Here is a 20,819-nt window from a genome sequence, read left to right as displayed (position 1 = left end):
ACAACAGGGAGTGGATCCGTTGATCCACTCCCTGTTTGTGTTAGCCGACCTGTTCGAGCCGACCTTGATTGATGCGGTAGACGGAGTCGCACAGTGCGTCGATGTCCTGTTGATTGTGACTCGTCAAGACGATCGTCTTGCCGTCTTTTTTGAACGACAACAAGAGCTCCCGCAGACGCAAGACACTATCATGATCGAGTGCATTGAATGCCTCATCCAAAATCAAGATGTCCTGCTGTTCCATGATGGCTTGTGCGATTGCGAGCTTTTGTTTCATTCCGAGTGAATATTGTTTGACCTTCTGACGATTGCCTGGCTGTAAGCCGACGGTCCGCATCGCTTGTTCGATGTCGGCATCTGTGATTACTTTTCGGATCGCTGCGAGTTGCTTTAAGTTCTCAAACCCTGATTTATGAGCGATATAACCCGGTCGATCAATGATGACGCCGACGTTTTCCGGAAAGCGTCGTGTCGGACCAAGCTGTTCATTCCGGACGGTGATCGTTCCCGCGTCCGGATGGATGAAGCCGCAAATCATCTTGAATAAGACCGACTTTCCTGAACCATTCGGTCCCGTAATGCCGACGATGTCTCCTTTTAGAATCGTCAAATCGACGTCTGCGAATAACGGATTGCCTTGATACCCTTTCGTGACCTGCTCGAGCTTGATCATTTCCATGATACATCCTCCTTATATTCGTATGCTTTTTTGAAACAGAACATATAACCAGACAAGTGAAAGCCCAACGTAGAACAACAAAACGATCAAGAGGTGTGTCAGACTAAACGACTGCAATTGGGCAAATCCATTCAATCCGGACGGAAAGATGCCATACCGATTGAAGTTGGGCAGTAAGAAAACCGATAAGACGCCGAACAAACCGAGCATCGCGTATCCATCTGGGAATTGCCACAGCAAGATGAAGCTGAAAAGAGAATAAAGCATTAATTGTAGCATCGAGATGCCAAACAGTTGCAGCAGCAATTGCATCGGTGAAATCGATAAAAGGCTAGTCGAAAGCGATAGCGATACGCCTTGCAGCATTCCGATTACAATCGTTCCGAGGATTAGAAGTGAGAGAGCAAGTAGAAAAAAACGTCCTTCCCTTACGAAGACATGCAGTGCCCATTTCTCGAGTCGTTGGTAACGCATCCACGTGTATGGTCCGATTGCCGTCATTTGATCCTGCAGACTCAATTGACTTAAGTAAGCGAGTCCGAAGAAAAGGATCAGATGCGATACGAGTTGCAGAAACGAACTGTCCTCCGCACTGACACCGTAAAACACGACGACGAACAGATCACCAATCGTTTGCAGCTCAGTTGACGCTCGACTACTACTGAGGAAGATGTACAGACTAGCAAGCATCGCATAGACTAGATACGGTAATAATACCTTTTGCGAAGTCAATAGTTGACGGAGCGATTGAATCCATTGGACCGATAAATAAATCAGTGCGATCACGAGACTGAGGATAACGAGTGCCATCAAAGGATGCATTATATTGGATACAGCCCCGACAGAGAAATACACAGCGGGTGAAAAAAACTCTCCTACTCCAAACGATGATTTAAAACTAAAGATACACCAAAACACTACCCCTGCCACCTGTAGCAACAAGCCATTACGTTTTTCATGCAACAGAAACACAAGACACATCAATCCATGTAGGACAATGCTCGCAAGCAACCACAGAATCGATTGTAAGAAAATCACTGACAGGGGTGAATGGAAAGATGAAACGAGATAATGACTTATGTTACCACTCGTTGCAAGTTGACTGTAAGGACTCCACTGCAACGTAAACGATTGATCAACGGCACTAAGAAGACTCAGCAACAAGACGAATCCAAACAGTGTCAGAACAGCGCGTACATACCGTTTTGTCGAGTAGTACACCCAGTTCCGAAATGAGCCAACCCGAATCAAAATCGTCGGTTCATACTGCTGTTCAATCGTTCGAAACGAGAGGAACAGCAGTAACGGCATCAGGAAAAAGAGTATTAGGTACATATCATTTTGAATCGTAAATGTGATGTCCCACGCGTTGACATCTTTGCCGAATTCTTGTGCCTCGGACAGAACTTCTTGTCGTCTATACCATGCGACGTAGCTGATCACGAGGATGAATAGACTATTCAGTACAATTGAAATGTTTCGTGTCCTCTTCATGATTGGAAGATCCACTCCGGTTTCGGTCGAATCATCGTCAGATAGAGCGTAATGTTAACAACAACCAAAATAGCAAACGGTACGAACACCGTCCAAAGCGGTTGTTCCGTGATATTGAACGGAAAGACCGTACTGATGGGCGAGAACTGTGGTGCTTGCATGATACCCGCGACAAAATTGAAGATATGATAAGCGACGAATGGTAACGAAATTGCGAGATAGACTTGTTCGAGCGCCAAAATCAACAGATAAGCAAGCGTCGCATACGCGGTTCCGTTGAGTCCAATCCAAACAGCATAGAGGACGGCATAGAGTAACGGATGAATGTCCGCTAAGAACGAAAATGCATTTGAGGTCTCATACGTCTTTTCGCTGAGAGACCAATAGTCAACGAGACCGATGATTGGTTCGACATAATGAATGAGGACGAACGTCACGATTGTCATTAAAAAGAATACGATTCCTGTCAGCATCGCATTGACGAAACCGACTGCAAACAGATAATCCTTTAGACTCGCACGTGTTCGGACATATGTAAGATAGTTATCCTTGTATTCAGCGATGAAGATTGGCAAGAAAATTAAGACCACTAGTACCGGAAACAGCATCGGGATCGTTCCTGATAGCGTCTCCTCGAACACTTCGATCGGTAAGAAGAACTGATAGCCTTCATAAATGAAACTGAATTGAAGCACCGGTAAGCCGAGAATGATCAGAAGATATAATACACATCGTTTCACCGTGAATGCTTGCGACCAAATGAGCTTGATTTGCTGCAACATATGACCCCTCCTATTTTCGTAATGCCCAAAACCAGTAACCTAGGACGTTAAAGAATATGACTGATATGATACTTAGCAGATGCAATCGTCCCGCATGATAGAGCTTGATGACGCTCCAAATGACGGATGTCACGAGATAGATCGTCAAGCCGATCAGCGCGAGCACGGCACCAAATTTCGTGACGTCAAAGCTTTCTATCGTCGTCAGGTGCTGTTCGTCAATCAGATACACGCCGTGTGAAGTGAACAACTCCGGTAACCAAATCGATTTATGAATGGTGAAATCACGTGAGGACGCCGTGTCTTGTCCAGAAATCGATACTAGCAATAGATGATCTTCTAAAATACGTTCATACGCTTCAATCGAGCGTTCATTACCATAAAAGGCATCCGCATAGGCGAGTGACTGATGCTGGCTCAACATCATCGTGCCGATAAAGCATAGTATCGTTGCAGTAGCTATACTGATCCCGATTCGGAGCAACCACGAAGCGAACGTCCGCTCTTTTCGATAGACCCACGTCAACAGCTGATCGACATGTTCCTTGCTACCGTAGCGATACATGGCAAGCTTCGTCGCTTCTTCTTCCGAATAACCTTGAATCATCAAGTCTCGCATCGATTGTTCGAGATGGCTACGCGTCTCTTCCATGACGTCAATGATTTCCGGATCCGTCACATCCGCATCTTGATACAAGTCACGGACGAAATGATCGAGTTTATTCAAGCGCACCGTCTCCCTCTTCAAGAAACTTCGGGAGTAGTTGCTTCAGAAAACGCCATTCGCGTCGTTTTTTCGCAAGAAGGATTTTTCCTTCAGGCGTCAGCGTATAATATTTACGCCGCCCGCCGCCTGCTGCTTCGTCACTCCAATAGGATGTGACGAATCCTTTTTTCTCGAGTCGTTTGAGTGACAAGTAGAGTGTCGCCTCTTTCAGTTCGAACTGCTCATCTGACGTTTGCCGGATCGTCTTCGCGATTTCATACCCGTATCGGTCTTGTTCGTTCAACAACGACAAGATGATCGTGTCGACGTGCCCTTTTAATAACTCCTTATCAATCTCGATCCCGTCCAACCCCTTCCTAATTCTGGATGTATCAGTACCTTTACAATAAACTGAATTACTCTGTTATGCAAAGTACTTTTTACAACTTATGGGAATGAATCAATTAAAAAGCACGCTCCTTTTCAAGAGCGTGCCCAATCGATTTAGTTCAATAAGTCGTTTACTTTCTTCGAATCTTCGATAAAAGGCTTCGTGAATGCCTTCAGCGCTTTCTCATTATCGTACGCCGTAAAGTCTTTTCCATACCAATCGCGCAGCTGTTGTTTCGTAAAGTGATACGAAGCAGCCTCGATCGTCATGTTGACGTGGTCGACATTCGGAATCAATGTGAACAGTGCTGTTGCATTGTAGATTGCTGTACGATTACTTTTTTGTTCGACCTGTCCTTCTTCGTATCCAGCATAACGTAACGTCAGTTGATATGGTTTATCTTTCGTCGACAGTTCCATTTTCTTTAACTGATCGCCATGCGGTAGCTGTTGGACGATGTCTCGTACGTTACTGTTATCTCCTAAATATGTACCTTGTTGCTTAAATAGATCGGTTTGTGTCGCTGCTGTTCCACAACCAGCGAGTATCATCATGCCGCCTGCTAATACGATTGCACCAACTGTCTTTTTCATGTTTATTTCCCCCAATACGTTGACTCATTCACATTTTAATAAACGAACTTAACAAAGAAAAGTTTCAAAATAAAGGAAATCAACGCTTTGGGGAACTCGGTAATCTTGGTTTTAGGTAGAGTAGGCTGTACAAAGTACCTACACCTACAGCAATTAAAACTTTAATAAAATTAAACCGAGTGAACCCTTCAAAGGCGTACCCTTTTATCTTTTGAGCTAAAGTTGCTTCCGGAATCCAATCAATCGTATATCCGATGCTGAAGTATAAAAGCAAACTGAGGAATAAATAAGTGATGATAACACTAAGAATAAATCTTTTGACGATCATGATATTTCCCCCTCTTTTAAAATGGAATAAAATAACTATTCGTTCATATAATAAGTAATCCCTTTAAGAAATATCAAAAACAATAAGTCATTTCACTATATATTGTTAATTGCTATGTTACTCTATTACTATTCGAAAGTTCGAAAATCAGCTATACATATTGACGGAGGTCTTTGATGTTAAATCTATCTAACTTACTCATTCTGTTCTTTTTATTCATCTTCCTAACATGCGGATTTGTTTTCGCTTTATTCTGGATCATCAAAAAAATCAAATCGTAATCATAACAACCCGGTCTCTCAGACGAGAGAAGCCGGGTTGTTGTTCGTTTCATAGAGTTGTCGGATGTGCCTCACGATTTCATTCGCTGTTTCCGGTACAGGCGGCATCCAAAGACCCGTCACTGGACCGTAGACGACTGGATTGATCGCCACTTCGTACCCACCATACGGATGTTCTTCCGCTGTCGGCAAGTAACCGATGTAACCGTTCGTATAGCCTCCGAAGAATGCGAGTTTCGTTTGACGGATCTGTTGAATCTGTAACGCTGTTTCACAGAACGGCTCCATCGGTATACCTGAGAATGAACCTTCGTTTAATTCAAGTAACTGGACTTCGATCGGGATCGATAGAGTTGCTCCCGATTGTTCTTGAACGTACGCCAACCAGCGTGCTGCGCTGACGCCCCATGTCTGTTCAGCGTAAGTTGCCATGTCTTGTAATTCGTTCGTAGCCGGTACTTCTGTTAAGCGCATTGGGTAGATTACCGACTGAATCCGGTGGTGCGTTAACGGTTGATACGACACGTCTGGGACCATCGTTAAGACGTGCCCGCTTAAAGCGAACGCCATCTTCTGTAGACTTGTTAGGTCACCGCGATATTTCGCATTGATGTTCCCCGTCGCTCCTTGGACGATCACGACTGGACAGCCGAGTGCCTGTTCGAGTATCGTTCGAGCGACGCCCGGGTAATCTCCGGATAAGACGACACTATCTGATTTCAAGACGTTCGGATGCGCTGTACAGAAAACGAAGGCTCCGACGAGACTCGCATCATCGGCATGTCGAACCAATAGTGTGCCGATTCGGTCATCCGTCGCACCCATAGGATCCGTCCCCATCACCGCGTGACCATTTCTTTTCTCCCGTCGGTTGACGCCGAGTTTCCCCTGCGTCACACCCCACCCTATCTCGACCGATTGCATCGCTTCACTCGCCTTAACAGCAGATACGATCGCTTGTTGCGTCAAGATCGTTTTATAGGCGACGGTCAATGGTTCGTTTCCTGCTGTCGCTGGTCCTGAATGTGTATGCGTGTAAACGACCATGATCTGTTCCTTCGACACGTCTAGCTGGTCCGCGATGCCTTCACGGATAGTATCGGTATCTGCGACGAGCAATCCGATGTTATCGATGCTGACGAAAACCGATGTCGCCTGCTCACTTTCAAAGATACTCGCTGTGACAAATAGCGGATCGTGTATGCTTGCGATACCGACTTCTCGGTGATAACCGATGAAGGCGGCACCGAGCGGCGGATTGATTACTTCCTGATGTATTCCAAAACGACTCATGTTTGACGTTCCCCCTTAAATAACACACTATTTCTTCCATATACTAACATTAACTACAGTAGAGGAGGACGTGAAGATGGCGATTCGTTGGAAGGAAGAGATAATGCAGTTCGAGACATTTCGTGAAGCCGAAGTTTGGGCAGACTCGATTGCAAATGAGATCCACGGTCGGTCGATTACTGGTTATGGTACGCCAGACTTTAAGGTTGCTACGATTCTTGCCTTTTATTTAGCACAAGTCTCTGAATTTCGAGTTCATACCGCGATTTTCCCACTCGATACAGAGGTATTCTATCAAGTATGGATTGAAATCGAAGATGATTTATGAAATTCATGCTCTTTCGTATAGATCAATCATCGCCTCAACCGCAGCGTCCATCCGCTCTTGTAAGCCGATTTTATTCAAGACGACGAGCCCTTCCGTGAAGACGAACAATAACGCAGTCTGCTGTTCGACATCTTCTCCTTCTGCCGGCACATAAATCTGTTTAATCCAGTTGTCGAATGACTCCCCAATCGTCCGCGTGATCGACGTATACGGTTCCCCCTGACTCGTCGCAAGATGGGTGATCTCGAACCAAAGATTTAAGTACGGCTTGATTCGTGGCTCATCGATTGCTTGTCGCAGAAAACGGACGAATGCCGTGAACTCAAGTTTTAGATCCGGTTGCTGTAGTAAATCAATTAATTCTTGGCTAATCGCAGTCAACACCGCGGTTTCGATATCTTGTTTATCCTTGAAATAATGCATCAGCATCCGATCACTTGTCCCGGCAGCGGTCGCCATCTTCTTGAGACTCATCTCCTTGATGCTTGATGCTAACGTCGCTTTTGCGATGTGATGCGTATAATCCTGTCGCTTCTGTTCAAACTTATCCATATCCGATCGACTCCTTCCCTTTCCATCATACTCGATTTTAAGAAACGGACACCATGCAAAAAAGCATCCACGAAGGATGCTCTATTTTAAATAGCGATTGATGATCTTCTTAAAAGCAAGATCCAATCGGACGTTCTCGTCTTTCGTCAGCTGTTTCGCTTCTTCAAAGACAGCTGCTGCTTCCTCGAATTTATTCTCGTAAATCAAGATCGTCATTTTCCCACGCTCCGGTCCGACGCGCTCACTCGACGTCTCACGTTCTCGTACCATCGCCTCTGCTGCTTGATCTACGCGCTCGATCCGGTCTTGCTTACTGATTTTTTTCTTGATCAGTTTTCGCTCAAGTTCCTGTACGTATGGAAGAGATTTAATCAACGTCAAAGCCGGATCAATCGGTCCATATTGGGCGATGAACGCTTTCGTTTGTTGTCGCTCGTAATCCATGACTTCTTGATAAAGTGGTTTGCTTTCCTTCGCTAATGCCTGCTCGACCTTGACGAGTCGTTTGACTTCTTTTTTCATTGCGACCATTCGTTTATCGAACGCTTTTTTCTCAGACGATGTATCGACTGCTTTTAGATCGACTCGCATCGCTCTGATTTTTCTTGACTCCTTCACGTTATCTGAATCGTATTTTTCTACTTTCGGATTATACTGCTCGACCGCAGTCCGATATGCTTCATTTTGATAATAAGAAGGAATTTTGATTGGGGATTTGGAGCTAAGATCCGATAAGATGTTGCCGTACTTCGTGATGACCTTCAATTGATCGGCACGGTATTTTTTATAATCGAACGCTTTTTTCGTCTGGACCACTTTTGCTTCGACAAGACTGCTTCCACTTCCGATACTTGCTCCACTCATCAATACGGCTACAGCCGCACTACAGGCGAAGATTGTTCGCAATCGCTTTACCTTCATATGTTCGCTCCGTCCCTTCTCGTCATCCTACGTTTCTTTTTCCGTATTATACCAAATTGAACAGCATCACATTTCGTTATTTGACGGATCAGGGTAATAACTTTTCTTCTGCGTATCCTCGATTGACGTTCGATTGTAGTACATGCTACATTTATTTGTAGTAAACACTACACTTTCAAGGAGAATCCTTTATGAAAGAATCTCAAGCTTCATTTGTAGACACCATCCCGAAATCTTTATTGCTCATCATTACGATCGCGTTCGCTGTTTTAACTGCGTTTTCGATAATTGATTTTGGTGTACTTGGCATCTTTGCGGAAGCGACACAAAATACGGCGACGCTCCAGATTTTCGTCGACCTGATTCTCTGCGCCCTCTTCATCATCGTTTGGCTCTGTCATGATGCACGTCGTACGGGACGAAGCTTTCCACTTTGGGCAATCATCACCCTCGCGATTGGTGCGTTCGGACCTCTACTCTATTTGTTGACTCGAAAATCATGACGTTCTGACACGTGCCGCATCTTCGGTACGTGTTTTTATTAAGACAAACTTAAGAAAACGACTCCGTCTATCAACAGAATTCGACCGTATCCTAAGAGGTAGATTACAACTTAAAGGAGTTTTTACCTCATGAAGAAAGCCATCTTTGATACGATCATCCACTTAAATGCTCGACCCGTTGTTGCGAACACACTAAAACGGTTTGCGATGAGTCGCTTTAGTAAACCGCTCATCCGACCTTTCATTCGCACCTATCACATTCAGACGGATCAAGCGCTGAAGTCTGTTGATTCGTTTACCTCGCTGCACGATTGTTTCGTACGCGAGTTACGTCCCGGTATGCGACCCATCGCAACCGCGTCGGATGCCTTCGTCAGTCCGAGTGACGCTGTCCTCTCCATCGTCCCGGCGTTAACGCAAGATAGTCGGTTTACGATCAAAGGACAGGACTATACCGTTGCTGAGCTGATCGGCTCGAGCGAACGTTCCCAGGATTACGCGAACGGAGTCGCCTTGATTTTCTATTTGAGTCCGACCGACTATCACCGTGTCCACTCACCAGTCACGGGCGAAATCACGACGAGTTATACACTGGGGCGAGATTCGGCACCCGTCAATGACATGGGGCTACGATTCAGCAAACGTCCGCTGACACGCAACTATCGTCGGGTCACGCGTCTGCAAGTCGATCACCGCGCGATCGAGCACGTCATGGTCGGTGCACTGAACGTCAATACGATTGTTCAGACACATCAAGGACGACTGCTGGAGCGTGGTGCAGAGTTCGGCTACTTCTCATTCGGTTCGACTGTCATCCTCGTCTTGCCACCGGACACCGTCGAACTCGCATCAGGCATCGAACGTCGCGTCAAGATGGGTGAGCAGATCGGACGCTGGATATCCTGAAAACAGATTCCCTTTTCTTATAGAATTCTGAGTAGAACAGATATCCGAATTTGCTAGACTAAAGGAAACTGCTGTTCCGAGGTGACCTTCATGTCCAAGCGCTTATTCAAGCGAACCTTATTAATTGCATGCTTACTGTTCCTCACGCTTTTCACGTTCTATGGTATTCACCGCGCTTCAGCAACATCTGAACCCGAACACCTCATCTTTCAGGCAAAAGGCGAATCCTGGAACGCCGTGATTCATGTCCGGCAAGTCAAAGAGCGTCCTTTATCTTACCGGGTAAGCGAAGGCTACGCCCTAACATATATCGGACAGGACCTGAAACGAATGGAACAACAACAGAAACCTGTGACTTGGTTTGTCGATAGTCAATTGTCAGATGGTCAACATGCTAAACGCTCTAGCCATTTCCAAAGTTTCATTGGAACCGAAAGAGATGGCTCCACCTTTGAGACAAGTGCCGCCTTACAACTCTTTAAAGCGAGTGACACGTACCATATCCGAATCAAATGGGATGGCAAGCGTGAAGAGCAGTTGACGTTAACGTGTATCGGCATGGAATAACTTACAAAACAGGAAAGAGGTTATATCATGAAAAAAGTTGTTTTATCATTCGCTTTCTCGATTATGACTGTATGGATATTAGGTGGTTGTAATAATGAAGAGATAATGCAAAGTACTAGTGAAAAACCGACAGCATCAGAAGTCTTGGGAGAAGATGCTAAAGCAGACATTTTTCAATTCAATGATACGATCTACAAATCAGATGTAGCATGGGCAGAGAAAACCGAAGTCACTCAGAAAGAAAAAGTCGGAGAAATTAAAAGAAGAAGTTCGGATAGAGACGATTTTGATAATGGGACTGCTACGAAGCTCTCTAAGGGTACCTCCCTATACTCTACTGAAGAAAGAAAGGAAATTCTGCTCGTGAGTTTCAAAGGGAAATTAAAAAAGTACGTTGCTTTAGGAGAAGGTTAATTTGTCTATAAGAAAAGGCATCCTCAGCTGGGATGCCTTTTCTTATTTAGATCATGATGATAGAAAAGCTGATCAGCCGTTGACGACCTTTTCAGAAACAGCTTCATTCATCGACTGACGATTGATTGACAGTTGCTCGCCTTCTTTCAAGCGTTTGCGATATTCCGCTGTAGCTGTGAACAAAACATCTGTCGAAGAGTTGAGTCCTGTTTCAAATGAATCTTGCAACACCCCAATGATGAAACCAACGGCAACGACTTGCATCGCGACATCGTTCGGAATTCCGAATAAGCTACATGCAAGTGGAATCAAGAGAAGTGATCCGCCAGCGACACCTGACGCTCCACATGCACAGACCGCAGCAAGTACACTCAAGATGATGGCTGTCGGAATATCGACTTGAATCCCGAGCGTATTGACGGCAGCAAGTGTCAGAACCGTAATCGTAATCGCCGCCCCCGCCATGTTGATCGTGGCACCGAGCGGAATCGAGATGCCGTATGTCTCTTTATCGAGACCGAGCTTCTTACACAATTCCATGTTGACTGGGATGTTCGCTGCCGAACTACGTGTGAAGAATGCCGTGATGCCACTTTCACGTAGACATTTAAAGACGAGCGGATATGGATTTTGACGGACGTTGATGAATACGATCAATGGATTAACAATGAGTGCGACGATAAGCATCGTACCAATCAATACGCCCAATAATCCTACATACTTACCGAGAGAACCAAGTCCATTCTCTGTGACTGAACCGATGACGAGACCCATGATTCCGAGGGGTGCCAGTTTGATGATCCAGCCGACCATCTTAGCGATACCATCTGAGAAATTCGAGATGAACGTTTTTGTCGTGTCGGAAGCATTTTTTAATGCGAGTCCTAAGACGATCGCCCATGTCAGGATTCCGATGTAGTTCGCTTGAATGAGCGCATTGACGGGGTTGTCGACCATGTTCAAGACAAGTTTCTTAAGGACTTCGATGGCGTTCCCAGGAGCTGACAGCTTCTCTGCGCCTTCTGACAGTGTAATCGTGACCGGGAACAAGAAACTGACGACGACCGCAATCGCACCCGCTAAAAATGTACCGAGCAGATATAAGAAGACGATGGATTTCATGTTCGTTTGCTGACCTTTTTTGTGTTGCACAATCGAAGCCATAACTAGGAAAAAGACCAAAATCGGCGCGACTGCCTTTAGTGAGGAAACAAATAATGTTCCAAAGATGGTCAAAGAACTCGCTACTTCAGGAATCGTGACGGCTAAAACAATCCCTACGATTAAGCCAATCGCGATTTGTTTCACTAAACTGATTTGGTTCCACATCTTCAACAATTTCATACGTTCCCCTCCAGGCTTACAAAAAATAAGTTATTTAGAATTCGAAAAACGATGACTTCTCTCTTCTACTCAAAAGGATGAATAGTCTAGTCATTCACTTTTCTAAAAATTCTCGCAGTTTGTTGTGTTCTATTTTTGCATAAATCGTGTGAAATAAAAACTAGTTTTTGCAAGAAATATGATTCCTTTTCCTTGATGTTAAACAGGCATACGAATGCAATCGATTGCATAATTACAAAAAAAAGTAGAAGAAGACGCGTACCTTCCCCTACTTCATTATGTAAACTAACTTTATTTGAATTTATTGATTGACTTTTATTCTTTCTTCAGCAGTCTTCTCGAATCTCGTGCTGACAGGTGTCGTTAACGCTCTAAGTGTCGGATGAAGTAAGAAATAGCCAGCGAAGCCAAAATAGCCGATACCAGAGATCAATAAGATCGTCGTACTAGAAAACCATTCTCCGAACATGCCTCCCGCGAAATATCCGAGCGGACTTAAGGATCCGAGTAGAGAAGAGATAAACGAAAAACCTGTTCCTAAATAGTCCGAGGGAAGATTGACTTGGATGAGCGTATACAGGTAAATGCTAATCACCCCAATTCCGATCCAAGCGATTCCAAATAAGACGATGGGTAGTACCCTGGCATCTTTCACTAAAAACGCACTGACCCAAAAAAGGCCGGATAGAAGCGCCGCAATCGGTATGACACGATTGAGGGCAAATGTCTCTAAACGACTTGATACCAATGTCCCGATCATCGTTCCGAGTGAAATCGCTGCTAACCAAAACCCATACTCCGCTGATGTCTCAGAAATGATCGGTAACACCGCAAGTCCCATCGTCGCAAGAAAATTCATCCCGATGATGCCATATACGATTGCCAAGAGCTTTTTTTGCTTTTGGACGACATAGAACCCTTCCTTGAAGTCATGCTTATACTGTTGCCAAAAGTTTCGTAAGGAAATGGGTTGTTCCTTTTTCGAAGATGGTACTTTGAGTATGAGCAAAAATAAGAACCCGATCCCTAGCAGTACGATACTATTCGCAGCGAATACGATTCCGACGCCGACAAACAAAATCACGATGCCTGCTAACGCATCAGCAATCAAATCAAGCGTTTGATAAGAAAAGGCGAACACCGAATTGACCTTCGTCAACTGATCTTTTGATGCCAGCCGCTCGATGAGTGTATTTTCGGTTGGATACGAGATTTCCGCTAATGTTAACGCTAAAAACAGTATGACGAACAGCAATGGAATCCAGAGTGTCTCGTTTAAATAAAGCAAGGTGATGATTCCGACCAAAACGGCTTGCCCGACGCCTGAGAAAAAGAGGATTTTCTTTTTCGAATAGCGATCAATGATCGGACCGTACAAAAATTGAAGCGTCACAGGTAACACAGCAATCGTACTCGTTAATCCGACCAGAAATGGCGAATTCGTCGTCGTCTTGACGAACCAAACGATGGCAATCATATAAAAGCTGTCTGATATGTTCATCAGAATTCTACCAAGTAGCAAGATGACTAGTTGCTTGTTCAATCGCCTTCCCCTCTCTCCAATAGTTAAATTTTATTGAACTTTATTGTAGCGTAAAGGACTGGAAGAAAAATGTAAAGCAATAAGTTCAATTTAATTTAACTAGATCCTTGAAAAAATGCTTCTTCGTAAATAGAGCCTTTACGAAAAAGCACGTTTACTACTATGTAGAAGATGTCCTTGCGTCGTACATAAAAACGATTCCTTCTTTGATCTATTCCGATTCAACACGATATCGCCTCTAATCCTTCTATCGTCCGCTTGAATTTCGGATGATTCTCGAAATAAACGTTGAAATACTGAAATTACACTCCTCAAGAAACAGTTGTTTTTTTGCGTTTGACGATCAAAAGAACGATCACAAACAGAAACTCAAGGACCGTAAAGATGCCGACGAAGAAAAAGACGACTAACACCTGACTGATCCCATCGACTGCGATCGTGTAAAACCACAGTAATGAAATGCCCGTCGTATAAAGAAGATTGATGATCGTTCCGCTAATCAAGCTCGCTTTCAAACTTTTCTTACTCCGCGCCTGACTCACGATGATGACGATGGCTCCGATCACCCAGACGATGAGTATGAGTTCAAGGATAGTCTTATCGTTCCACTGTACTTCCATGTCTCTTTTTCCTCTTTTCAATGTTTTGTTGTTTCGCTTCTATAACACGGTAATCTATTCTTCATTCCAATTCTGTTTTCCTTTTATTTCCTCATACAAAAAGCATGTATTCGACTTACGCGTCAAATACATGCTTCCCTAGTTCCTTATTTAATTGATCCGTTTGCCATCCCATCAATGATATGGCGCTGGAAAAAGAGATACACGACGAGGATCGATACGATACCGACCACATACGACGCGAACGAAGGACCAAAATCACTAAAGTACTGCCCTTGGTAGTTGAATTGAAACAAAGGTAAGGTCCAAGTTGACTCATCGCGATTCAGCAGAAGCAACGGTAAGAGGAAATCGTTCCAAATCCAGAGTGCATTCAAGATCAACACAGTCGCGTGCATCGGTTTCATCATCGGGAAGATGATCTTGAAGTACGTATTGAACTTCCCGCTCCCGTCAATCGCTGCCGCTTCATCGAGTTCTTTCGGAATGACGGTTTTTACATATCCTGCGTAAAGGAATAGCGATTGTGGCACCGCGTACGTCAAATACAACAGGATCAAGCCGAATTTACTAGATAAACCGAGTCCTGACATCATCGAAGTGATCGGAATCATGATGACTTGAAACGGAACGAAAATCCCGATGATTAAAAAGATGTAGATGCCTTGAAACACACGGCTCCGATCCATCGTACGTGCCAACGCAAAAGCAGCCATCGGTACAATCAGGATGATTAACGCAATCGCCGAAGTCGTGATGAGCATCGAGTTCGCGAAGTACTGGACGACACCATCCTCCCATAAACGCTGGAAGTTATTGAACGTGAATGGATCTGGCCACTCAAAGAAACCGCCGGTGATTTGACGCGTTTCTTTGAAGGAATTTAAAATCGTCAGATACATCGGTAGTGCAATCAATACGAGTCCGATGGATAAAAATAGATAGGTCGGAATATGAATGCGATCTTTTTTCATGATGCCCTCCTTAAACTTCGAACCGTTTGGACGAATTGATTTGAATGACCGAAACGATCGCGATGATGATGAACAGTACGATCGCAATCGCACTGGCATAACCGAACTGGTTATTTTTGAACGCATAGTTGTAGACGAGTAGTCCGAGGGATGTCGTCGAGCCACTTGGTCCTCCACCCGTTAACGCGTAGATTAAATCAAACGCAGTCAAACCCGCCTTCATGGCAAGGATCAAGACGATGCTGATCGCTGGCGATAGGAAAGGTAGTTCAATTTTTTTAAATGTCTGCCATGCATTTGCTCCGTCAATGGACGCCGCTTCACGAATCTCGTTCGGAATGCTTTGGAGATTCGCTAAGAAGATGACGACAGGAATCGCGACCCCTTGCCAAAGCGCAACGAAGAGTAGACCCCAGAAGGCAGTTCCTTCGTTTGCGATCAAGCTTTGCGACAGCCATTCAATCTGTAAGTATTCACCGAGCGGTACGAGACCGTAGTTGAAGAACTGCTTAAAAATCAAGCCGAGCGTGACGGTGCTGATGACAGCAGGAAAGAAGTAGGCTGTCCGAAACAGCCCGACTCCTTTGATCTTACGGTTCAATAATTTAGCAATCGCGATGCCGAGTACGATTTGACCAGCGACGAGACCAATCGTAAAGAGTAATGTAAAGCCGATGCTATCCCGGAAACGTGTGTCTGATAAAATCGAGATATAATTATCAATTCCGATGAAGTGATAGGAGCTAGTCAGCCCTGTCCAGTCGGTGAAGCTGAAGATGACACCTTGAACCAAGGGAATGAAGAAAAATATGATTTGAAGTAAGAGCGGCACGATGATGAAGAGATAGGGCCAGTAGCGGTTGACGAATCCTTTTTCTTTCATGGAGGCAACTCCCTTTCGATTATTTCATTTCATTGAAGAACGTGTTGAGATCATTCGAAAGCTTCTTCTTATCCCCTTTGTTCATATAATCCACCGTCAAATGCCAAAACTCTTCTTCCGACGGCCACTCGGAATGCAACCAGATGATTTGTTTATCCGAGAAGACGAGATCCGAGACGGCTTTTGTTTCTTTGAAGGATCCGTCTGCTTTCACGGCTTTGACGGACGTTGGTGAGCCATCCTTATCATAGTATTTCTGCATGACGTCCCCTTCCGTTAAGTACGACAAGAACTTCTTCGAAGCTGCCTGCTCTTTTTTCGATCCTGACGCTGAGACGGATAACGCCAAGTCGGCTGCTCCGACCGTCATCTCTTCTCCCGCTTGTTTTCCCGGGTATGCGAACATACTGACTTCGAAATCAGGCTGTTGGTCCCGAATGACTGGAAGTGCCCAGATGCCGTTCGGGAAGATCAACGCGTCTTGATTCGCAAATACAGCGACCGCATCGCTATACGAAGCACCGTTCGCATTCTTTTGCGTATTTCCACTGACGAGACTCAGTTCGTCCGCGACTGCTTCAAAGTTCGGATCTCCGACTTTGATGCCATTTTTCGGGCTGTTCTTGAGTGCATCCTGTGTTTGTTCGAATCCACCTGTGACCGTCGCCCAGGCAAGTTGATGATATCCGTTCACTGTCCACGAGTCCTCTGTCGTCAATGCGCTCGCAAATGGTGTCTCGCCCGCGTCTTTGATTTTTGCGACGACTTCCTTCATCTCATCCCACGTTTTAGGTGGCTGTAGACCGAGCTCATCGAATTTCGTCTTATTGTAGAAGAAGCCCCAAGCGTTCGAGTTCAGCGGTAACGAGTAGACTTTCCCATCAACAGCATACGACTCGGCAGCACCGTCCTTGAGATTTCCTAAAAACGACTCCTTCGATAAATCAACGAACTTCCCGTCTGCTGCCCACCCTTTGAAATCCGCGTTTTGTGGATAGGTATGAACGATGTCCGGGACGTCACCACCAGCAATCCGCGTTTTTAAAACGGTACCGGCATTGCTGACGCTCGTCAGCTTCACATCGATGTCGGGATTCTTCTTCTCGAAATCCTTGATGATTTGATCTAACGTTGCTTTCATCTCGACTTTTTGTGAAAAGAACTCAATCTCGGTCTGATCCGAATTCGCTCCCATCGTACAGCCTGCTCCAAACAATAACGAAGACGAGAGAATGCCTGCCATTCCTAATTTCATCGACTTATTCATCATGATTGCCTCCTGAATGCTCTTGTATTTTTTTCAAGACATATAACCGGCTGTCAAAATCTCCGTTGACGGTTGGTGGCACATATAACCCAACGTACATGAGCTCATCTCCGCCGTAACGAGCTCCTTCTAGTTCGTAGATCGCTTGAGGATCGAGACCGCTCAATTTCAGTGTCCGAATCGGTGCCGCAGCTTCACTCAAGACGGTGACATCACAGACGATGATCTCATCTTGCTCCTGTGAGACGAACATCCAAGCTGGATGATTGCTCGTGAACGCACTCTCCAACCGATAAAACGTTCCGTATTGAAGTGTACGCCGATGCGTTTTGTAAAACGCGATTTGCTGTTTGACGATCGCCTTCTCCTGTTCCGATAACCGTGTCGCATCAAGTTCATATCCGAATACACCCGCCATCGCAACGTGACCTCGCATTTCAAGACTCGTCTTGCGATGCGTTTGATGGTTCGGGACCGCAGAGACGTGTGCGCCCATCGACGAGATTGGATAGATCATGCTCGTTCCGTGCTGGATCTTCAGACGCGCGACGGCATCCGTGTTGTCACTCGTCCATGTTTGCGGCATGTAATACAACATCCCGGGATCAAAACGACCGCCACCGCCGGAACAACTCTCGAACAGGATATGCGGATAACGCGCAGTCAAGAACTCCAGTACTTCATAGAGTCCGAGTACATAGCGATGCAACAGTTCGCCTTGCAACTCGCTTGGTAACGCGGTCGAAAAGACTTCCGTGACGTTCCGGTTGAAGTCCCATTTGATGTAATCAATCTCGACTTCGTCAAGTACAGCTGTCATCTGTTCGATGATATTGTCTCGCACCTCTTTTCGACTGAAATCCAGGACGTACTGATCTCGTCCTTTGGATCGTCCACGACCTGGAATATGTATCATCCAGTCCGGATGATCTCTGAAAAGTTGACTGTTTCTTGAAATCATTTCCGGCTCGAACCATAATCCGAATTGCATCTTTTGAGCATGGGCATGATCCGCGAGATGTTTCAGCCCGTTCGGTATCTTTTCTTGATATTCGAACCAATCTCCGAGTGAGGAATAATCGTCATCTCGTCGTCCGAACCAGCCGTCATCCAGCACGAACAATTCGATGCCAAGAGCCGCGCTCTCCTCCATGATTTGCTTGATTTTCGTTTCATCAAAATCAAAGTACGTCGCTTCCCAGTTATTGATCAGAACCGGACGATCAGCGTCACGGAAGTTTCCTCGCGCCAAGCGCTCGCGATACAGTGCGTGAAAGGCTTGTGACATCTGCATCATGCCGTGTTGGCTGTAGGAGATGTTGACTTCGGGCGCTTGAAAACACTCGCCTGGATTCAGTTGCCACTGGAAACCGAATGGATTGATCCCGAGTTGAATCCGCGTCTGTCCATACGGATCCTTCTCGACCGTCATTTGATGACTCCCGCTATAGACCAAGCTGAACCCGACGACTTCCCCGCTGTACTCCGTCGCCTCCGGTGAGACGATCGCAAGAAACGGATTCATTTGGTGGCTACTCGAACCACGTTTACTGTCAAACACTTTAATGCCTCGTGTAATCGTCTCTCGTTCCATCATCCGCTCACGCCCCCACGTACCATTCAACGTCAGACATTCTAATTCTTGAGACGGGAGATCCAGTGACAGACTCATCAGTTTTTGGATGTCATGTGTTTTCGTACCGACGTTATGCAACTGGACGGATCGCGATAAGATCGGTCGATCTCGAAAGACGGTATATGCTAGACGCAACTCGAGTTCTTCCTTTGCATCTTCTAATATCAAAACGAGTGTCTGCGCCTCTTCCTCCATTTCGATATAGGTGGCGGGAAGACCATCCAGCTTCGGTTTTCCGTTGATTCGCTCATATGAGCGATAGCGAAAGTCTGTTACATCTGACCCATCTTCGTGTTTGATCTGTTGCGCTGGTGAACGATAATCCCCCGTCCCATAACCGGGATACTCTTGCAGTAGCGTATCGAGCGAGAACAATCGATCCGTAGCATCCGGAAAGTTAGGTGAAAACGATCGATCAATCCGTGGGTATTTTCGTGCTCCATGATACGTTTTGATGGGTTGACCGAAATACTCCTGGGCGACGACCTGTCCTTCTTCGATCCGAAGGATATAGCTGTAATGACGATTTGTTAAGTGAAATATACCTTCTGTTTCGTTAACATGAATCAGTTCCAAAACCCAACCCCCTCAATTGATGACGCTTTCATTTTGAGGCAAAATAAAAAAGCGTTTACTAAACATATCTATAACTTAAAGTTTAGTAAACACTTTGTCAACACTATTTTCAATTTTTAGGAGATACACTTTCTCGTTTGATCAGTTGCGCGGGAATCATGAGACGGATGGGCAGATGACGTTCGCCACGAATTCGTTCCAAAGCCATTTTGATAGCGAACTTTCCTAATTCTTCTGTTTCAACCTTCACCGTCGTTAAGGAAGGTGTTAAAAATTCAGCGATTTCGATATCATCAAAGCTCGAGATGGAGATGTCTTCCGGTATCTGATGACCGTTTCGCTGGAATGCCCGGTACACACCGACTGCCATCGGATCACTGGCAACGAGTACCGCGGTGACATCCTGATGTTCAGCCAGCTGCTCCCCTAGACGAAGTCCTTCGAGTGTCTTCCATTCCCCAAGCAGACCGTGTATATGCTCAGACAATTCTTTTTGTTTCATCCAAGAGACGTACGTCTGATAGCGATCCTCTTCTTCACTCATGAACGACTCACCGTTCTGATTCATGATGACACGATGACCACCGATGAACGCGATCTGTCGATGACCGAGCTCATAAAAGTGCTCGAGACTCGCAATCGTCGCACTTTTAAAATCAGAATAGACGGCATCAAACCGTGCATCTGCTTGGGAATCGTCAATCACGATGATGTTCGGATTTTTTTGATATAAGACTTCTAGCATGTCTGGCGCAACGGTACCTAGTACTAAAATCGCACCTAGATGATTCAATCCTTCGAGGTCCGTCTTTTTCTCAGATAGACGAATAATTTTGTTGACACTTACTTTTTGGCGTTCCGCTTCACTTTCGATGCCGCGACGAATTGCCCTGAAATAAGGATCATCGATTTCTTGTATTTCGTTGACCGTCGTCACTAAGCCGACGGTCGCAATCCGCTGGTTATACGATTTTTTTTGCCGCGGACTATAGTTCAGTTGTTTTGCCGTTTGCAATACCTTATCTCTGGTTTCTGGACTGACTGATAACTTTTCATCCGCATTCAACACACGCGAAACCGTCGCAATCGACACACCAGCTAATTTTGCCACCTCTCGAATACTTGCCATGTTTCCTCACTCCTCTGAACAGTAGTAAAATGTGAACTCATTTTACTAAACAAATAGACTTGTTTCAACACAAAGAAAAAAGCAGGCGAATCTCTGCCTGCTTTCGTTC

At 45.3% G+C, this 20,819-nt stretch carries 23 protein-coding genes; 5 read left to right on the top strand and 18 right to left on the bottom strand.

What is annotated here, in order from left to right; translation table 11 throughout:
• Window positions 1-40: 40 nt before the first annotated feature.
• The 8 genes from AC3B4V_RS03650 to AC3B4V_RS03615 all read right to left on the bottom strand — a co-directional run bounded on the left by AC3B4V_RS03650 (window position 41) and on the right by AC3B4V_RS03615 (window position 6,547).
• On the bottom strand, window positions 41-679 hold the full coding sequence (locus tag AC3B4V_RS03650; protein ID WP_488377794.1) for an ATP-binding cassette domain-containing protein: 639 nt from the start codon (window positions 677-679) through the stop codon (window positions 41-43).
• Between the two features lie 12 nt (window positions 680-691).
• Window positions 692-2,173 (bottom strand): hypothetical protein, encoded by a 1,482-nt coding sequence (locus AC3B4V_RS03645; RefSeq protein WP_488377793.1) that lies wholly within the window; start codon window positions 2,171-2,173, stop codon window positions 692-694.
• A complete protein-coding gene (locus tag AC3B4V_RS03640) occupies window positions 2,170-2,955 on the bottom strand; it encodes an ABC transporter permease (protein WP_488377792.1) in 786 nt (261 codons plus the stop codon). The genes AC3B4V_RS03645 and AC3B4V_RS03640 overlap by 4 nt, the downstream gene beginning before the upstream one ends.
• Window positions 2,956-2,965: 10 nt before the next feature.
• On the bottom strand, window positions 2,966-3,688 hold the full coding sequence (locus AC3B4V_RS03635; RefSeq protein WP_488377791.1) for a hypothetical protein: 723 nt from the start codon (window positions 3,686-3,688) through the stop codon (window positions 2,966-2,968).
• Window positions 3,675-4,022 (bottom strand): PadR family transcriptional regulator, encoded by a 348-nt coding sequence (locus AC3B4V_RS03630; RefSeq protein WP_050677757.1) that lies wholly within the window; start codon window positions 4,020-4,022, stop codon window positions 3,675-3,677. The genes AC3B4V_RS03635 and AC3B4V_RS03630 overlap by 14 nt, the downstream gene beginning before the upstream one ends.
• A gap of 143 nt (window positions 4,023-4,165) precedes the next feature.
• Window positions 4,166-4,645, bottom strand: a complete 480-nt coding sequence (locus AC3B4V_RS03625) for a DUF4825 domain-containing protein (RefSeq protein WP_488377790.1) — start codon at window positions 4,643-4,645, stop codon at window positions 4,166-4,168.
• Between the two features lie 79 nt (window positions 4,646-4,724).
• Window positions 4,725-4,973 carry a hypothetical protein gene (locus AC3B4V_RS03620; RefSeq protein ID WP_488377789.1) on the bottom strand — a complete coding sequence of 83 codons (249 nt, stop codon included), beginning with the start codon at window positions 4,971-4,973 and terminating at the stop codon, window positions 4,725-4,727.
• A gap of 299 nt (window positions 4,974-5,272) precedes the next feature.
• Entirely contained in the window at window positions 5,273-6,547 is a 1,275-nt protein-coding gene (locus tag AC3B4V_RS03615) for a neutral/alkaline non-lysosomal ceramidase N-terminal domain-containing protein (protein ID WP_488377788.1), read from the bottom strand.
• 82 nt (window positions 6,548-6,629) lie between these two features.
• Here AC3B4V_RS03615 and AC3B4V_RS03610 point away from each other — a divergent pair, with 82 nt between their 5' ends.
• The gene (locus AC3B4V_RS03610; RefSeq protein ID WP_488378222.1) at window positions 6,630-6,875 is read left to right on the top strand and encodes a hypothetical protein; all 246 of its coding nucleotides are present in this window, start codon (window positions 6,630-6,632) and stop codon (window positions 6,873-6,875) included.
• A gap of 3 nt (window positions 6,876-6,878) precedes the next feature.
• Here AC3B4V_RS03610 and AC3B4V_RS03605 read toward each other — a convergent pair whose 3' ends face one another.
• Both AC3B4V_RS03605 and AC3B4V_RS03600 read right to left on the bottom strand, forming a co-directional pair.
• The gene (locus tag AC3B4V_RS03605) at window positions 6,879-7,427 is read right to left on the bottom strand and encodes a TetR/AcrR family transcriptional regulator (RefSeq protein WP_488377787.1); all 549 of its coding nucleotides are present in this window, start codon (window positions 7,425-7,427) and stop codon (window positions 6,879-6,881) included.
• A gap of 81 nt (window positions 7,428-7,508) precedes the next feature.
• Window positions 7,509-8,348 carry a hypothetical protein gene (locus AC3B4V_RS03600; protein WP_488377786.1) on the bottom strand — a complete coding sequence of 280 codons (840 nt, stop codon included), beginning with the start codon at window positions 8,346-8,348 and terminating at the stop codon, window positions 7,509-7,511.
• A gap of 191 nt (window positions 8,349-8,539) precedes the next feature.
• On the opposite strand from AC3B4V_RS03600, the gene AC3B4V_RS03595 reads away from it, so the two are divergent.
• From AC3B4V_RS03595 to AC3B4V_RS03580, 4 genes are all read left to right on the top strand, one after another.
• Complete coding sequence (locus AC3B4V_RS03595) at window positions 8,540-8,851, top strand: DUF2834 domain-containing protein (protein ID WP_488377785.1); 312 nt, start codon at window positions 8,540-8,542, stop codon at window positions 8,849-8,851.
• A gap of 129 nt (window positions 8,852-8,980) precedes the next feature.
• Window positions 8,981-9,757, top strand: coding sequence for a phosphatidylserine decarboxylase (locus AC3B4V_RS03590; protein ID WP_488377784.1), 777 nt, complete (start codon window positions 8,981-8,983; stop codon window positions 9,755-9,757).
• Window positions 9,758-9,847: 90 nt separating this feature from the next.
• A complete protein-coding gene (locus AC3B4V_RS03585; RefSeq protein ID WP_488377783.1) occupies window positions 9,848-10,324 on the top strand; it encodes a hypothetical protein in 477 nt (158 codons plus the stop codon).
• 27 nt (window positions 10,325-10,351) lie between these two features.
• Window positions 10,352-10,738: a hypothetical protein gene (locus tag AC3B4V_RS03580; RefSeq protein WP_488377782.1), complete on the top strand. Its 387-nt coding sequence runs from the start codon at window positions 10,352-10,354 to the stop codon at window positions 10,736-10,738.
• A gap of 72 nt (window positions 10,739-10,810) precedes the next feature.
• Here the strand turns inward: AC3B4V_RS03580 and sstT are convergent, their stop codons facing one another.
• From sstT to AC3B4V_RS03540, 8 genes are all read right to left on the bottom strand, one after another.
• Complete coding sequence (sstT, locus tag AC3B4V_RS03575) at window positions 10,811-12,082, bottom strand: serine/threonine transporter SstT (RefSeq protein ID WP_488377781.1); 1,272 nt, start codon at window positions 12,080-12,082, stop codon at window positions 10,811-10,813.
• Between the two features lie 301 nt (window positions 12,083-12,383).
• On the bottom strand, window positions 12,384-13,625 hold the full coding sequence (locus AC3B4V_RS03570) for an MFS transporter (protein WP_214804782.1): 1,242 nt from the start codon (window positions 13,623-13,625) through the stop codon (window positions 12,384-12,386).
• Window positions 13,626-13,936: 311 nt separating this feature from the next.
• Window positions 13,937-14,245, bottom strand: a complete 309-nt coding sequence (locus tag AC3B4V_RS03565; protein ID WP_214804780.1) for a hypothetical protein — start codon at window positions 14,243-14,245, stop codon at window positions 13,937-13,939.
• A 146-nt stretch (window positions 14,246-14,391) separates the two neighbouring features.
• Window positions 14,392-15,219, bottom strand: coding sequence for a carbohydrate ABC transporter permease (locus AC3B4V_RS03560; protein WP_058705285.1), 828 nt, complete (start codon window positions 15,217-15,219; stop codon window positions 14,392-14,394).
• A 10-nt stretch (window positions 15,220-15,229) separates the two neighbouring features.
• Window positions 15,230-16,102 carry a carbohydrate ABC transporter permease gene (locus tag AC3B4V_RS03555; protein WP_029341502.1) on the bottom strand — a complete coding sequence of 291 codons (873 nt, stop codon included), beginning with the start codon at window positions 16,100-16,102 and terminating at the stop codon, window positions 15,230-15,232.
• 19 nt (window positions 16,103-16,121) lie between these two features.
• Window positions 16,122-17,369 carry an extracellular solute-binding protein gene (locus AC3B4V_RS03550; RefSeq protein ID WP_069940528.1) on the bottom strand — a complete coding sequence of 416 codons (1,248 nt, stop codon included), beginning with the start codon at window positions 17,367-17,369 and terminating at the stop codon, window positions 16,122-16,124.
• Complete coding sequence (locus AC3B4V_RS03545; RefSeq protein WP_488378221.1) at window positions 17,362-19,575, bottom strand: alpha-galactosidase; 2,214 nt, start codon at window positions 19,573-19,575, stop codon at window positions 17,362-17,364. The genes AC3B4V_RS03550 and AC3B4V_RS03545 overlap by 8 nt, the downstream gene beginning before the upstream one ends.
• 115 nt (window positions 19,576-19,690) lie before the next feature.
• Window positions 19,691-20,710, bottom strand: a complete 1,020-nt coding sequence (locus AC3B4V_RS03540; RefSeq protein ID WP_214804778.1) for a LacI family DNA-binding transcriptional regulator — start codon at window positions 20,708-20,710, stop codon at window positions 19,691-19,693.
• Window positions 20,711-20,819: the final 109 nt, after the last annotated feature.

The sequence above is a fragment of the Exiguobacterium sp. E17S genome (assembly GCF_057772545.1).
This window is presented reverse-complemented; position numbering and strand designations above follow the sequence as displayed.

Excerpts from the sequence above, each read along its gene's own strand:
- AC3B4V_RS03585 (WP_488377783.1), top strand. The coding sequence starts at position 9,848 with ATGTCCAAGCGCTTATTCAAGCGAACCTTATTAATTGCATGCTTACTG.
- AC3B4V_RS03555 (WP_029341502.1), bottom strand. The coding sequence starts at position 16,102 with ATGAAAGAAAAAGGATTCGTCAACCGCTACTGGCCCTATCTCTTCATC.
- AC3B4V_RS03650 (WP_488377794.1), bottom strand. The coding sequence starts at position 679 with ATGGAAATGATCAAGCTCGAGCAGGTCACGAAAGGGTATCAAGGCAAT.
- sstT (WP_488377781.1), bottom strand. The coding sequence starts at position 12,082 with ATGAAATTGTTGAAGATGTGGAACCAAATCAGTTTAGTGAAACAAATC.
- AC3B4V_RS03605 (WP_488377787.1), bottom strand. The coding sequence starts at position 7,427 with ATGGATAAGTTTGAACAGAAGCGACAGGATTATACGCATCACATCGCA.
- AC3B4V_RS03600 (WP_488377786.1), bottom strand. The coding sequence starts at position 8,348 with ATGAAGGTAAAGCGATTGCGAACAATCTTCGCCTGTAGTGCGGCTGTA.
- AC3B4V_RS03580 (WP_488377782.1), top strand. The coding sequence starts at position 10,352 with ATGAAAAAAGTTGTTTTATCATTCGCTTTCTCGATTATGACTGTATGG.
- AC3B4V_RS03565 (WP_214804780.1), bottom strand. The coding sequence starts at position 14,245 with ATGGAAGTACAGTGGAACGATAAGACTATCCTTGAACTCATACTCATC.
- AC3B4V_RS03625 (WP_488377790.1), bottom strand. The coding sequence starts at position 4,645 with ATGAAAAAGACAGTTGGTGCAATCGTATTAGCAGGCGGCATGATGATA.
- AC3B4V_RS03640 (WP_488377792.1), bottom strand. The coding sequence starts at position 2,955 with ATGTTGCAGCAAATCAAGCTCATTTGGTCGCAAGCATTCACGGTGAAA.
- AC3B4V_RS03560 (WP_058705285.1), bottom strand. The coding sequence starts at position 15,219 with ATGAAAAAAGATCGCATTCATATTCCGACCTATCTATTTTTATCCATC.
- AC3B4V_RS03590 (WP_488377784.1), top strand. The coding sequence starts at position 8,981 with ATGAAGAAAGCCATCTTTGATACGATCATCCACTTAAATGCTCGACCC.
- AC3B4V_RS03615 (WP_488377788.1), bottom strand. The coding sequence starts at position 6,547 with ATGAGTCGTTTTGGAATACATCAGGAAGTAATCAATCCGCCGCTCGGT.
- AC3B4V_RS03620 (WP_488377789.1), bottom strand. The coding sequence starts at position 4,973 with ATGATCGTCAAAAGATTTATTCTTAGTGTTATCATCACTTATTTATTC.
- AC3B4V_RS03595 (WP_488377785.1), top strand. The coding sequence starts at position 8,540 with ATGAAAGAATCTCAAGCTTCATTTGTAGACACCATCCCGAAATCTTTA.
- AC3B4V_RS03540 (WP_214804778.1), bottom strand. The coding sequence starts at position 20,710 with ATGGCAAGTATTCGAGAGGTGGCAAAATTAGCTGGTGTGTCGATTGCG.
- AC3B4V_RS03550 (WP_069940528.1), bottom strand. The coding sequence starts at position 17,369 with ATGAATAAGTCGATGAAATTAGGAATGGCAGGCATTCTCTCGTCTTCG.
- AC3B4V_RS03645 (WP_488377793.1), bottom strand. The coding sequence starts at position 2,173 with ATGAAGAGGACACGAAACATTTCAATTGTACTGAATAGTCTATTCATC.